Source organism: Neorhizobium puerariae (genome assembly GCF_042429745.1).
GTDB lineage: Bacteria > Pseudomonadota > Alphaproteobacteria > Rhizobiales > Rhizobiaceae > Neorhizobium > Neorhizobium puerariae.
Genome location: NZ_JBHMAA010000077.1, coordinates 1 through 14,206, shown reverse-complemented (window position 1 = coordinate 14,206; position 14,206 = coordinate 1). Strand labels below are relative to the sequence as shown.

General features: G+C 62.9%; 10 protein-coding genes. 5 read left to right on the top strand and 5 right to left on the bottom strand.

Annotated features, from left to right (window positions below; translation table 11 throughout):
* Positions 1-16 precede the first annotated feature (16 nt).
* The 4 genes from ACFFP0_RS31075 to ACFFP0_RS31060 all read left to right on the top strand — a co-directional run bounded on the left by ACFFP0_RS31075 (position 17) and on the right by ACFFP0_RS31060 (position 6,889).
* Positions 17-1,435 carry a cytochrome P450 gene (locus ACFFP0_RS31075; protein WP_377266100.1) on the top strand — a complete coding sequence of 473 codons (1,419 nt, stop codon included), beginning with the start codon at positions 17-19 and terminating at the stop codon, positions 1,433-1,435.
* Positions 1,436-1,591: 156 nt separating this feature from the next.
* Positions 1,592-3,595 (top strand): hydantoinase/oxoprolinase N-terminal domain-containing protein, encoded by a 2,004-nt coding sequence (locus ACFFP0_RS31070; protein WP_377266099.1) that lies wholly within the window; start codon positions 1,592-1,594, stop codon positions 3,593-3,595.
* A gap of 113 nt (positions 3,596-3,708) precedes the next feature.
* The gene (locus tag ACFFP0_RS31065) at positions 3,709-4,641 is read left to right on the top strand and encodes a LysR family transcriptional regulator (protein ID WP_377266282.1); all 933 of its coding nucleotides are present in this window, start codon (positions 3,709-3,711) and stop codon (positions 4,639-4,641) included.
* A gap of 76 nt (positions 4,642-4,717) precedes the next feature.
* Positions 4,718-6,889 (top strand): malate synthase G, encoded by a 2,172-nt coding sequence (locus ACFFP0_RS31060; protein WP_377266098.1) that lies wholly within the window; start codon positions 4,718-4,720, stop codon positions 6,887-6,889.
* A gap of 91 nt (positions 6,890-6,980) precedes the next feature.
* Here ACFFP0_RS31060 and ACFFP0_RS31055 read toward each other — a convergent pair whose 3' ends face one another.
* A complete protein-coding gene (locus ACFFP0_RS31055) occupies positions 6,981-7,646 on the bottom strand; it encodes a L,D-transpeptidase (RefSeq protein WP_377266097.1) in 666 nt (221 codons plus the stop codon).
* Positions 7,647-7,824: 178 nt separating this feature from the next.
* Between ACFFP0_RS31055 and ACFFP0_RS31050 the strand changes: the two genes are divergently transcribed.
* On the top strand, positions 7,825-8,313 hold the full coding sequence (locus ACFFP0_RS31050) for an MmcB family DNA repair protein (RefSeq protein WP_377266096.1): 489 nt from the start codon (positions 7,825-7,827) through the stop codon (positions 8,311-8,313).
* Here ACFFP0_RS31050 and ACFFP0_RS31045 read toward each other — a convergent pair whose 3' ends face one another.
* The 4 genes from ACFFP0_RS31045 to lhpI all read right to left on the bottom strand — a co-directional run bounded on the left by ACFFP0_RS31045 (position 8,314) and on the right by lhpI (position 13,816).
* A complete protein-coding gene (locus tag ACFFP0_RS31045) occupies positions 8,314-8,889 on the bottom strand; it encodes an ActR/PrrA/RegA family redox response regulator transcription factor (RefSeq protein WP_377266095.1) in 576 nt (191 codons plus the stop codon).
* Between the two features lie 85 nt (positions 8,890-8,974).
* Positions 8,975-10,285, bottom strand: a complete 1,311-nt coding sequence (locus tag ACFFP0_RS31040) for an ActS/PrrB/RegB family redox-sensitive histidine kinase (protein ID WP_377266094.1) — start codon at positions 10,283-10,285, stop codon at positions 8,975-8,977.
* Between the two features lie 91 nt (positions 10,286-10,376).
* Complete coding sequence (gene hrpB, locus ACFFP0_RS31035; RefSeq protein ID WP_377266093.1) at positions 10,377-12,863, bottom strand: ATP-dependent helicase HrpB; 2,487 nt, start codon at positions 12,861-12,863, stop codon at positions 10,377-10,379.
* Positions 12,863-13,816 (bottom strand): bifunctional Delta(1)-pyrroline-2-carboxylate/Delta(1)-piperideine-2-carboxylate reductase, encoded by a 954-nt coding sequence (lhpI, locus tag ACFFP0_RS31030; RefSeq protein ID WP_377266092.1) that lies wholly within the window; start codon positions 13,814-13,816, stop codon positions 12,863-12,865. Before lhpI ends, hrpB begins: the two co-directional genes overlap by 1 nt.
* Between the last annotated feature and the right edge of the window lie 390 nt (positions 13,817-14,206).

Genomic DNA, 14,206 nt, shown 5'->3' with positions numbered 1-14,206 from the left:
CACAGGAGGGCTGTCGATGGACATGCGCCCCGAACCCTTCGTTCCGCCGGCTCCCCTGCCGCGGACCGTGCCGCCGACGCGCTTCGAGATCATCCGCACGGTCATGCGCAATCCGCTTGAACTGTGGGGCAAGCCTTCCTTCACCCTTCCCTGGATCGAAACGAAGTTTTTCAAGGAGCGGACGCTGATCGTCAACGATCCCGGGCTGATCCGCCATGTGCTCGTGGACAATGCGGCCAACTACGAGATGTCGGAGATTCGCCAGTTGATCCTCAGGCCGATCCTGCGTGACGGGCTGCTGACGGCGGAGGGACCGGTGTGGAAACGGTCCCGGAAAGCGATGGCGCCCGTCTTCACGCCGAAACACGCCAAGGGCTTTGCGGGACAGATGCTGGCGAAGACGGAGGAATATGTCGCCAAATATGCGGATGTGACGGCTGAAGGCGAGGTTTTCGACATATCGGTGGACATGACGGAGCTGACCTTCGCCATTCTCTCCGAAACGCTTTTCTCCGGAGAGATCGTCACGTCGAGCGAGAGTTTCTCCGACGATGTCGACAGGCTGCTGCATCGCATGGGGAGGGTCGATCCCATGGACCTCATGCGTGCCCCGCCCTGGGTGCCGAGGTTGACGCGCATCGGCGGCAGGCGTGTGCTGGGCAAATTTCGCGAAGTCGTCGCAAATACGATGGCTTTGAGGCGGCAGCGGATGGCCGAGAACCCGGAGAACACACCGCAGGATTTCCTCACGCTGCTGCTGCAGCTTGAAGGCCCCGATGGCCTGACCATGGACGAGATCGAGGACAATATCCTCACCTTCATCGGCGCGGGCCATGAAACGACGGCGCGGGCGCTGGCCTGGACGCTCTATTGCGTCGCTCAATCGCCGCATGTGCGGGGGCGCATGGAAGAGGAAATCGACCGGGTTCTGGCAACCGGCGCCGAGCCGGTCGAATGGCTGGACCTGATGCCCTGGGTGCGCGCGGCCTTCGAGGAGGCGCTGAGGCTCTATCCGCCGGCGCCGTCCATCAATCGCGCGGCGATTGCCGACGACGCATGGACCAGCCCAAATGGCGAGACCGTCAGGATCGACGCCGGCGTCACCGTGCTTGTCATGCCCTGGACGCTGCATCGCCACGAGCTTTACTGGGAAAAACCGCGGGCCTTCGTTCCGGAACGGTTCCTGCCCGAAAATCGCGGCGCCATCGGCCGTTTCCAGTATCTTCCCTTCGGCGCAGGGCCGCGCATCTGCATAGGGGCAACCTTTGCGATGCAGGAGGCGGTCATCGCATTGGCCGTGCTGATGCGCCACTGCCGTTTCGATGCCGTTCCGGAAACGAAAGTCTGGCCGGTGCAGAAACTGACGACCCAGCCCCGTGACGGCATGCCGATGCGCGTCAGCCTGCGACGTGGCGTGTCTTCGCTGGCGAATTGATCTTCATCCGCCATGCGCTATTGGTTGCCGCCAGCATCGGCCCGAAAACCGGAATCGATTTTCGGAAAGCACGATGTGTGGATTCAATAGGCTGGAGCGTTCTTTGTCCCTCCATTCGGACGCACGGCGCTTCAGGGCAATTTTCAGGATCTTGGCGTGGCTTTCCCCTTTTTTCTCGGCATCGATACCGGCGGCACCTACACGGATGCTGTCCTGTTCCATGAGGGGGAGGGTGTCGTCGCCAAGGCGAAATCGCTGACGACGCGGCACGATCTGGCTGTGGGAATCGCGGGCGCCGTCGACGCGGTGCTGGCGAAGCGCGCCCTTGCCGAATCCCGGGTCGGCCTTGTCTCCCTGTCGACCACGCTTGCCACCAATGCACTGGTCGAAGGGCAGGGCGGCCGAGCGGCGCTGATCATGGTCGGCTTCGGCCCGGACGATCTCGCCCGCGGAGGACTTTCCGCAGCCCTGGGCAGCGATCCGGTGATCTTCCTGCCCGGCGGTCATGACATCCATGGCAATGAAACGCCGCTCGACCTGACGCCACTGGACGAGGCCCTGCCGTCGCTCGCGGGAACGATTTCGTCCTTCGCCGTGGCCGGTTATTTCGCCGTCCGGAATCCGGCTCACGAGATCCGGGTGCGGGATCGCATCCGGCAGCTCTCGCACCTGCCTGTCACCTGCAGCCATGAGCTTTCCTCGAAACTCGGCGGGCCTCGCCGGGCGCTCACCACATTGTTGAATGCCCGGCTGGTCTCGATCATCGACCGGCTAATCGGCTCTTGCGAACGCTTTCTCGCGGACAGGGAAATCTCGGCGTCGCTAATGGTCGTGCGTGGCGATGGCGCCCTGGTCTCTGCCGCGGAGGCGCGATTGAGGCCGATCGAGACGATCTTGTCAGGTCCGGCGGCAAGCCTCGTCGGTGCGCGTTTTCTGACCGGGCTGGACCGGGCGGTGGTTTCCGATATCGGCGGCACCACGACGGATGTGGCCGTGCTGGAAGGCGGTCGGCCGAAGCTCGCCGCGGAGGGCGCGGTGGTCGGAGGGCACCGCACCATGGTGGAGGCCGTGGCGCTTCGAACCTGTGGGCTCGGCGGCGATTCCGAAGTGCATATCGACGATCGTGGACTGGAGGCGCGCATCACACTCGGGCCGCGGCGCTTGCTGCCGCTCAGCCTCCTGGCTGTCATGCACGGCGGGACGGTGGTTTCGATCCTCGAAAGGCAGTTTCGCGCCGGCCATGCCGGCCGTCACGATGGCCGTTTTGCGGTCCGTGCCGGTGTCTTAGAAGAGGTGGGGCAAAGCCTGTTGCCGCAGGAGCAGGCGCTTTACGCACGAATTGGCATTGTTCCGGTCGCGCTCGGCGACCTGCTCACGATGAACTCCCAGAAGGCCATGCTCGACCGCCTGATTACCCGCGGTCTGGTGCATCTTTCCGGCATCACCCCTTCCGATGCCCTGCATGTGCTCGGACGGCAGGACCAATGGGATGCATCGGCGGCCCGGCTTGGATTGGCGCTTGCGGCACGGCGCAAGGACGGCGCAGGCCGGGAGATCGCTGCCTCGCCGGAGGCGCTTGCCGAGGAAATCGTGAGCCGGCTGACACGGCAGTCCTGTGAGGCCGTACTTGCTTCATGCCTTGCCGAAGATGGCGCGGAGGCCATTGATCCACCGGTCTCGCCGGTCATGGACCGCGCGCTCAGGAAGGTGCCGGGCATTGTCCGGTTCTCCGTTTCGCTGGATCGGCCGCTGATCGGGCTCGGTGCTTCGGCCCCTGTTTATTATCCGGCTGTCGCCGATATGCTCGGCGCGGAACCGGTCATTCCGCAGGATGCCGACGTCGCCAATGCGATCGGTGCGGTCGTCGGCCAGATCCGGGCAAGCGTCACCGTCATTGTCACGTCACCGGAAGACGGCCGTTTCATCCTGTCCGGCGGTGGCGAACGGCTTTCGATCCTGGGCGAGGCCGAAGCCCTGGCTGCAGCCCGGATGCGTGCGGAGACCATGGCGCTGGAGCAGGCAAAGGCCGCTGGCGCGGATGATGCGGTCGTTACGCTTTCGGAGGAAGTGGATGCGCCGGAGATCGAAGGTTCCCGGAAGATGATGGAGGCGCGTATCGTTGCAACGGCAACCGGCCGGCCAGGGATCGCCGCTCTCTGATCGCGGGACTATTGAAAACAGGCTGCGCCGTTATTGCCGATATCGCCCGAGGCATGTTTGGGATATGGCTATAGTCGGCAGATATTTATTCCGATTGGGAACAGATCAGCGTGATCACGAATCTGGGCGATCTGGAGATTTTCGTCAAAGTGGCGGTGACCGGCAGCATGTCGGCCGCCGCGAAAAGTCTTGGCATCTCTCCGGCGGTCGTCTCCAAGCGCATCAAGCGGCTGGAGGAACAGCTCGGGACCCGTCTCCTTCAGCGCACCACGCGCCAGATAGGCATGACGGACGCCGGAAAAGGGTTTTACGATCGGATCGCCAATGTCCTGACAGGCATCGAGGAGGCCGAGCAGTTCGTCTCGGGAAGATCGACCGAAATCGTCGGAAATCTGCGAATCTCCGCTCCGACCTCCTTCGGGCGGATGCATATCGCCCCTCATCTTACGGCCTTCATGCAGGCGCACCCGCATCTGTCGATCGACCTGATGCTATCGGATGATTTTACGGACATCATCGCCGAAGGCTACGATGTCGCCATTCGCATATCCGAACTGAAGGATTCGAGCCTTGTCGCACGCAAGCTCGTGCAAGTCAGGCGCATCCTGTGCGCGTCTCCTTCCTACATTGCGCGACACGGCGCTCCGGAGGGGATGGAAGATCTGGCGAAGCACCATTGTCTGACGGCCCACAACGGCGAGCCCTGGCGGTTGGAAGGCCCGCGAGGTCCGCTGGTCTACCGGCCGGCAGGCAGGCTGAACACGAATTCGAGCGAAGTTGTCCGGGAGGCGGTGATCGCGGGCCTTGGCATCGCGCTGCGATCGACATGGGATATCGGGAGCGAGTTGAAAGAAGGGCGCCTGGTGAGGGTGATGCCCGAATACGAGGGCTCCAGGAATGTTTCGGTTTCGGCTGTCTATCCGAGCCGGCGGCATCTTCCCTCCAAGGTGAGGGCATTCATCGAATATCTCGGAGAATTATACGGGCCGGTGCCCTATTGGGAGCGCCCCTCCCACAAGCAATCCATTATTTCCGAAAGGGCATAAGTCATTTGAAATTTGTGCGATTGCAATTTCCTTCAGCACAAATGAGACTTTGCCGGATTTTGAATTGGAGGAGCCGATGGCTCGTATCGAAAGAAACGGTCTCGCAATCGACGGGAGACTTCACGATTTCCTGGTGAAGGAAGCACTGCCGGGCACTGGCATCGATGCCGACCGGTTCTTCTCGGAGTTTTCGAAGATCGTTCACGATCTTGCGCCGAAGAACCGCGCATTGCTTGCCAAGCGTGACGCCTTCCAGGAAAAGCTCGACGACTGGTATCGGAAGAACGGTGCTCCCGTCGATCTCGCCGCCTATGAAGCCTTTCTGCGCGAGATCGGCTATCTCCTTCCCGAAGGCCCGGATTTCAAGGTTTCAACGGAAAATGTCGATCCGGAGATCGCCGAGATTGCCGGCCCGCAACTCGTCGTACCAGTCATGAACGCCCGTTATGCGCTGAACGCGGCCAACGCCCGCTGGGGCTCGCTCTATGATGCGCTCTACGGCACGGACGCCGTTCCCGAGACGGACGGAGCCGAAAAGGGCAAGGGGTACAATCCCGTCCGCGGCGCCCGGGTTATCGCCTGGGTTCGTGATTTTCTCGACCAGTCGGTGCCTCTTTCCGGCGCGAACTGGAGTAATGTGACCTCTTTCGCCGTGACCGGCGGCAAGCTGGCGGTTTCGATCGAGGGCGGCGGAACCGTCAATCTTGCCGAGCCCACGCAGTTCGCCGGTTATCTGGGTGAACCCGCAGCCCCCACTCATCTCCTGCTGAGGAAGAACAGGCTCCACATCGAAATCCTGATCGATGCGACCACGCCGATCGGCAAGGACGATCCGGCGAGGATTTCCGATGTCTGGCTGGAATCGGCCATCACCACGATCATGGACTGCGAGGATTCCGTCGCCGCCGTCGATGCCGAGGACAAGGCCGTCGTCTACGGCAACTGGCTCGGCCTGATGAAAGGCGATCTGACGGAGGAAGTCGTCAAGGGCGGTAAGACCTTCATCCGCCGCCTCAACCCGGATACGGATTACAAAGCCCCGGATGGTTCGAATTTTGCCCTGAAGCGCCGGTCGCTGATGCTGGTCCGCAATGTCGGCCATCTGATGACCAATCCGGCCATCCTCGACAGTAATGGCGGCGAAGTGCCGGAAGGCATCATGGATGCGATGGTGACGGCGCTGATCGCGATCAACGACATCGGCCCGAACAGCCGCCGGCAGAATTCACGCGCCGGCTCCATGTATGTCGTGAAGCCGAAGATGCACGGGCCTGAGGAAGTTGCCTTCTCCTGCGAGATTTTCTCGCGCGTCGAACAGGCGCTGGGCCTGCCGGCGAATACCATGAAGATGGGCATCATGGACGAGGAGCGCCGTACGACCATCAATCTCAAGGAGTGCATCCGGGAAGCGCGCGAGCGTGTCGTCTTCATCAATACGGGTTTCCTCGACCGGACCGGCGACGAAATCCACACGTCGATGGAAGCCGGCCCGATGATTCGCAAGGGGGACATGAAGCAGGCCGCCTGGATCGGCGCCTACGAGAACTGGAACGTGGATGTCGGTCTCGAATGCGGCCTTTCCGGCCACGCCCAGATCGGCAAGGGCATGTGGGCGATGCCGGACCTGATGGCTGCGATGCTGGAGCAGAAGATCGCTCATCCGAAGGCCGGCGCCAACACCGCCTGGGTGCCGTCGCCGACGGCGGCCACGCTGCATGCGACCCATTACCACAAGGTCGATGTCGCAGCCGTGCAGGCAGGCTTGAAAAGCCGCCCTCGCGCAAAGCTCTCCGATATCCTGTCCGTGCCGGTCGCGCAGCGGCCGAACTGGACGCCGGAGGAGATCCAGCGCGAGCTCGACAACAATGCGCAGGGCATCCTGGGTTACGTCGTTCGCTGGGTCGATCAGGGCGTCGGCTGCTCCAAGGTGCCGGACATCAACAACGTGGCGCTTATGGAAGACCGCGCGACGCTGCGGATTTCCGCCCAGCATATGGCGAACTGGCTCCATCACAGGCTGGTGGGCAGGGAGCAGATCATCGAAACCATGAAGCGTATGGCTGCTGTCGTCGACGGGCAGAATGCCGGTGATCCTCTCTACACGCCGATGGCCGGGGATTTCGAGAATTCCATCGCCTTCCAGGCTGCGCTCGATCTGGTGCTGAAGGGGCGCGAACAGCCGAACGGTTATACCGAGCCGGTCCTGCATCGTCGCCGGCTGGAGCTGAAGGCCAGGCTCGCCGGCTGATCGGCGGGCGGGTTCAGCCGATTGCCCAATGAAAAAGGCCGCCGGAGATGTCTCCCGGCGGCCTTTCGCATTGTTGCCGAATTCCGTGTGATTACTGGATCACGACGACCTTGGTCTGGCGGCCCGGACGGACGCGGCTGTAAAGGTCGATGATGTCCTGGTTCATCAGGCGAATGCAGCCGGACGAGGCCGCGGTGCCGATGGAAGCCCATTCCGGCGTGCCGTGCAGGCGGAAGAGGGTATCCTGGCCCTTTTCGTTGAAGAGATACATGGCGCGGGCGCCAAGCGGATTGCTGAGACCCGGACCCATGCCGTCCTCGACATATTTAGCGACGTCCGGACGGCGCTGGGCCATTTCCTTTGGCGGGTGCCAGGTCGGCCATTCCTGTTTCCAGGCGACATAGGCGGTGCCGGACCAGGCAAACCCCTGCTTGCCGACGCCGATGCCGTAGCGCATGGCCCTGCCGTTCGGCAGGATATAATAGAGGAAGCGCTCGCGCGTGTTGACGATGACCGTGCCCGGCTTTTCCGTCGTCGAATAGTTGACGACCTGCCGATGAAACCTCTTGTCTACGCGACTGATCGGGATGGCCGGCAGGGTATAGCCGGCATCTTTGACCGAGCCGTAGGAATCGGTGAAGATCTGTTCGGTGTAGCTGGTGCTGGCCACCTGGGTGCCGGGGGCCGTCGTGGAGCAGCCGGCCAGGGCAGCGGTTGCCAACAGGCCGAGTGCAAGCATGCTATTGCGGAAGCGCATGGAGGTCTCTTGGAAGAACGAATCGATTGGGGCAGGTGTATGACCACCTTTGATGATTTGTTATTTTCCATTACATTCAGCTTGGCAAGCCGCCGCGATGCCCTGAGAGGGCGCTGATGCATGATTGAAAAGTGCCATTGCGTTTTTGCAACATTACCGGCGGCCACAGCGGGAATTCATGACTATACTCAATGTCGTCAGTAACAATCCGTTAATAGATGGACGTCAGTCGGCGCGCGCGATGATGGTGCGCAAGGGTGTACAGATTCTGCTGCACGACATGCGCCACGCGCTTCTGCCGGAACTCGTCCTTGCGAACGGAAGACGGGCCGATCTGGTGACGATCTCGGAAAGGGGCGAAATCTGGATCGTCGAGATCAAGACGTCGATCGAGGATTTTCGCGTCGACCGCAAATGGCCCGAATATCGTGCCTATTGCGACCGCTTGTTCTTCGCCACTCACAACGACGTGCCGCTCGATATCTTCCCGGAGGACTGCGGCCTTTTCCTTTCCGATGGCTATGGCGGGCATCTGCTGCGCGACGCGCCGGAACACAAGCTGCCGCCCGCGACCCGCAAGGCGATCACGCTCAACTTCTCCCGCACCGCCGCCCAGCGACTGATGCTGGCCGAATGGGCGAACGGCAAGAGCTTCGGGGAGATGTAGCTATTTCGGCGCGCGTTTGGCGAGGATGCGCTGCAGCGTGCGACGATGCATGTTGAGGCGACGTGCCGTCTCGGAAACGTTGCGCTCGCACATCTCATAGACGCGCTGGATATGTTCCCAGCGAACACGGTCGGCGGACATGGGATTTTCCGGCACGTCGGCCTTCTCACCGGGGCGCTGGGTGAGCGCATTGAATATGTCGTCCGCATCCGCCGGCTTGGCGAGATAGTCGAGGGCTCCGAGCTTCACGGCCGTCACGGCAGTGGCGATGTTGCCGTAACCCGTCAGCACGATCGCCTTCGTATCTTCGCGGCTCTGGCGGATAGCTTCGATCACGTCGAGACCGTTGCCGTCCCCCAGCCGAAGATCGACCACGGCATATTTCGGCGGTCGTGCCTTCGACTTGGCAATGCCTTCGGCCACCGATTCTGCAGTGTCGACGGCAAAGCCCCGACTTTCCATGGCACGCGCCAGGCGGCGCAGGAACGGACCGTCATCGTCGACGATCAGCAGCGAAGGGTCGGGGCCAAGTCCGTAGTCGACATGATCCTTGGTCTTTTCCAGGTGTGTTTCCATCTCTTCGTCTTCTCCGCGGGTTTTCGGTTTCTGCGAAGGCCCGCCTTTCCATTTCATTATGTCCTGTCGATCCGCCGTCGTAAAATCATTTCGCATCCCGGGCCTCCATCACCGAACGCGGCCATTCGATATGGATGCGGGCGCCCGCTTCGCCGTTGTCGCGATTGCCGAAGCGGATCGAGGCCCCGGATCGTTCGAGCAGCGTCTTGGCGATGAAGAGCCCGAGGCCGAGCCCTCCCGCCCGTTCGTCTTCCCGCGGCCGTTTCGTCATATAGGGTTCGCCGATCCGGGAAAGAATATCCGGCGCGTAACCCTGGCCATCGTCCTCGATGGTGATCGCCACCCGCTCGGCGTCGTGCTCCACGGTCACCGCCACCTTGCTCCCGGCGTAGTCGACGGCATTTTCGATCAGGTTGCCGAGGCCGTAGAGAATGGCCGCGTTGCGGTTGCCCACGGGCTCGGTCGCGCGGTCGTTCTTTTCGATCAGCGTGATCTCGATCCCGAACTGCCGGTGGGGTGCCACGACTTCTTCGATCATCGAGGAGAGCGGCAGGCGCCGCATATGCTCCTCGCCTTCGGCGGAGAGCGAGGTAAGCCGGCGAAGGATATCGCGGCAGCGCTCGCTCTGGCTTCTGAGGAGCTGGACATCCTCACAAAAGCGGTCATCGCCGGCGAGTTCCCGCTCCATTTCCTTGGCGACGACGCTGATCGTCGCAAGCGGCGTGCCGAGTTCATGCGCGGCGGCGGCGGCAAGCCCATCGAGCTGGGAAAGATGTTTTTCCCGCTCCAGGACCAATTCTGTCGCGGCAAGCGCATCGGCGAGCAGCGTCGCTTCGTGCGATACGCGATAGGCGTAAAAGGCCGCGAACATCATCATCGAGGCGATCGAGCACCAGACGCCGAGCTGCATGATCGGCTGGATGCGTAATGTCTCGCCTTCATACCAGGGCACCGCATAGGGTGAAAAGGCGAGCACCGTGGTGCAGGCCAGCGCGAAAACGATCAGCGCCAGCGAATGGCGCAGCGGCTGCGATGCGAAGGCGATGATGACCGGTACGCAGATCAGCGGGGCGAAGGGATTGGCCAGTCCGCCGGTGATGAAGAGCAGCGCCGCCATCTGCAGCAGGTCGAAGCCGAGAAGCGCCAGCGCCGATTTGGGTCCGAGCCGGTGCGTGGGCGGAAACCAGATCGACAGCATGAGGTTGGCGACCGCCAGCGCACCGACCAGGATCGCCGCCTCCTGCAGCGGAAGCGGAAATTTCAGCAGCAATCCGACGATCAGGACGGTGATCGTCTGGCCCGCGACCGCCAGCCAGCGCAGCCGAACCAGGGTCTGCAGCCGGATACGACGGCTCGATGGACCGAATTGCGCATAACGTAATGAAGGATTGTCCACGCCCAACGCCTGCCTTTGCCTTTCCGGATCTGCCAGTGACCGGAGCCGGCTTCATAAACCGGCCTGGCCTCATGCCGCAGGCGGCATTCTGTCACGTCCCTCGCGGTTTGGCACGGGTCGTGGGAAGTGCTTCGGCCGGATCATCCGGCCAGGGATGCCTTGGATACCGTCCCCGCATCTCGGCGCGCACATCCTTCCACGATCCGGCCCAGAAGCCCGGCAGGTCCCGGGTCGTCTGGATCGGCCGGTGCGCCGGCGAAGTCAGTTCGAGCAGAAGCGGCAGCTTTCCGCCCGCAATGGCCGGATGCCTTTTTAGGCCGTACAGTTCCTGGACCCGGATAGCCAGCACCGGTTCCTCGCCGTCATAACGGATCGGATGCCGCTGGCCGGTCGGCGCTTCGAAATGGGTGGGGGCGAGCTTGTTGAGGTCCTGGGCCGCGTCGTGCGGAATGAGGGACCGCAAACCTTCCGAAAGGCTGCCGGGATCGATGGAGTCGATGCCGGATGCATGACCTTGGAAAGGTACGAACCAGTCCTCCAGCCGGGCCAGCAATGCTTCGTCGCCGACATCCGGCCAGGGTTCGCCGATCGACCGATGCAGGAAGCCGATCCGTTCCCGCAATTGCCCGCCATCCTTCGAGAATGGCAGGATCTGCAATCCGATTTCCCGCACGCCTCCGGCCAGGGCCAGGGCAGCCTGTTCGCCCGTCGGCCGCGGAAGCGGTTTTTCTTCGAAGACGATGGCGCCGAGACGGGTCACCTTGCGGGCGCGCACCTGCCGGCTTGTCCGGTCGAAGAAACATTCGTCGTTCTGCAGGATCGCTCCGGAAAGTTCCGCCTCGATGTCCGCCCGGCTGATTTCCGCCGCCGCCAGGATGCGGGCCTGCGCCGCACGGCCGGTGAGATCGGCGACGACCAGCATCTGCGCTGCCGCCAGCCGTTCCGTTTCCGGCAGTTCGGCGCCGCGTCCGTTCGCCATGACGAAACGCCCGCGGCCGCCGCGCTGTAGCGCGATCCGGTCCGGATAGGCATGCAGCAGGAGCCGCCCGGCTGGTATGATCCCGTTCGATTGGCGGACTTTCGGCAGGTTGGAGGCGATCCGGTCTGCAAGCTTTCGTGCCGATTCCGCGCGTTCGCCCCGCTCGTTGCGGAAACGCCGCAGCCGCTCATCGAGATCGACATCGCCGCCACCAAGGCCCTGTTCGGTCAAAAGGACTGCGAGCAGGCAGGCCTGGCGCCCGAATCCCTCCTGCGAAGCCGAAATGGCCATGGCCGAAAGCCGCGGCGGGAGGGCCAGTTCGCGCATCAGCCGGCCTTTTTCCGTGAGGCCGCCCTGGACGTCGAGCGCGCCGAGCTGGGTGAGCAGCACCTTTGCCTCGTTGAATGCCGGCGCGGGCGGCAGGTCGAGGAAGGCGAGCACCTTCGGGTCCTGCACGCCCCAATGGGCGAGATCGAGCATGAGGCCGGAAAGGTCGCTTGCGAGAATCTGCGGCGGCGTGAAGGCGGGAAGGGCCGCCGTCTGCCCCGGATGCCAGAGCCGGATCGCGACACCCGGCTCGGTACGGCCGGCCCGGCCGGCGCGCTGGTCAGCGGAGGCGCGGGACACCCGCACCGTTTCGAGTCGCGTGATCCCCGTCGACGGTTCGAACACCGGCAGCCGTTGCAGGCCGCTGTCGATGACGATCCGGACTCCATCGATGGTGATCGAGGTCTCGGCGATCGAGGTGGCGAGCACGATCTTGCGGGTGCCTGCCTGAGCCGGCCTGATCGCCAGATCCTGTTCCTTCTGCGAAAGGTTTCCGTAAAGCGGCACCACCACCGTCTCCTGCCCGGACCGGCCTTCCAGCCGTTCTGCGGTGCGCAGGATTTCCGCCTGTCCCGGAAGGAAGGCGAGGATGGAGCCCGCCTCGCTTGCATGCGCGTCGATGATCGCGCGCGTCACGGCATCCTCGATGCGCTCGTTCGATGCCCGGTCGCTATGCCGGATGTCGACCGGAAATGTCCGGCCTTCGCTCTTGATGACTGGTGGATCGTGCAGCAACCCCGCCACCCGCTCGACATCGAGCGTCGCCGACATGACAAGAATCCTGAGATCGTCACGCAGGGCCGATTGCACGTCGAGTGCCAGCGCCAGCCCGAAATCCGCGTCCAGCGAGCGTTCGTGGAATTCGTCGAAAATGACGGCCGAGATGCCGGCGAGTTCCGGATCGTCGAGGATCATCCGGGCGAAGACGCCCTCCGTCACCACTTCGATCCGGGTTCTCGCCGAGACGCGGTTGTCGAGCCGCATGCGGTAACCGACCCTGTCCCCGACAGCCTCGTCCAGAAGCGAGGCCATGCGCGAAGCGGCCGCACGGGCCGCCAGTCGCCGTGGTTCGAGCAGGATGATCTTGCCGGTACACCATTCCTGATCGAGCAGCGCGAGCGGCACAAGCGTGGTCTTGCCGGCGCCGGGCGGTGCGGAAAGCACGACCCGCGTTCCTTCGGCCAGCGCACCGGTGATTTCACCCAGGACCTCCGTGACGGGCAGTTTGGGCAGGCTTCGGGTGATCGGGCCTGACGGATGCGCAATGGCCATCAATGCGAACCCTGTCCGCTGGCATGGCGGTAGGCGAGGATCGCGCCGGCAAGGTCCTCGAGCGCGGCGCCGACTGACTTGAAGAATGTGATCTCGTCGTCGCTGGTGCGGCCGGGATACCGCCCACGCGCCAGGTCCGCCAGCTCGGCCTTGATGTCATTTTGCGTAAGCACCCCGTTTGCGAGCGGCTGGACGATATCGCCCCCTTCCTTCATGGCCCCTGCGCGGGTATCGACGAACACTGAGGAGCGCCGCACCGCCTCGTCGTCGCTCTCCCGCATGTCCGGCTTGAAGGCGCCGACGAGGTCGAGATGGGCGCCGGGTTTCAGCCATTCGCCGCGGATCAGCGGCTCGCTCGACAGTGTCGCGCAGGAGATGATATCCGCCTCGCGTGCCGCGTCGGCGAGATTGCCGGCCGCCATGGCGTTGAGCCCGACCGCCCTTGCTTCCCTCGCAGCCTCTTCCGCTTTCGCGCTGTTGCGTCCCCAGATGAGAAAACGTTTGAGCGGCCTGGCAAGCGCATGGGCTTGCATCAGGTTGAGCGAAAGACGGCCCGCTCCGACCATCAGCATCGTTTCCGCGTCGGCGCGCGCAAGATATTTCGCCGCGAGCGCCGAGGTTGCTGCCGTGCGCCGTGCAGTGAGTTCACCGCCTTCGACGATTGCCAGCATTTCCCCGGTCTTGCCGGAGGAGAGCAGGTAGCTTCCGATAATTGTCGGAAGCGAACGCAGATGGTTGTCCGGGAACAGGTTGAGGATCTTGACGCCGATGTGGTCGCCAGGCACCCAGGCCGGCATCAGAAGCATCACGGCATGGGCCTCTCCCGGCACCTCCATCTCGTGATGATGGCGCACCGGCATGACGCAGTTGCTTCGGAACATTGTCCCGATAGCTTCGATCAGTTCCGGGAAGGGCAATGCCGCGCGCGTCTGTTCCTCGTTCAATACCAGCATGTCATGCTCCCCGTCGGCGAAAAATCGCCGTCACAGTAGGTTCTGATGTCCCCGATCGCAATCCGGGCAATTCAGGGCGGCTTTGGCCCTCGGGCACTGCCTTTTCGTTAATCTCTGCCCATTTTCTGTCCGGGAACGGAGGGGCGGGAGGCCCTTCGGAAGAAAAATGACATTTTTTTAAAAACCCCTGTTGACTTGATATTGTGGTAGCCTCTATAAGCCGTGTCACTGACGAGGGCGGCGGCGCTGCTGGCGACGAAGTTCCTCGTTCTGGAGAAATCGCGAGATTTGCTCCTGCAAAATCACTGAGAAGTTGGCTGGAATGCTGATGGGGCCGGGTTACGGTTTGGCTCTGTGATGGATGACGTGATTGGCTTTTGTGCCGGTTTC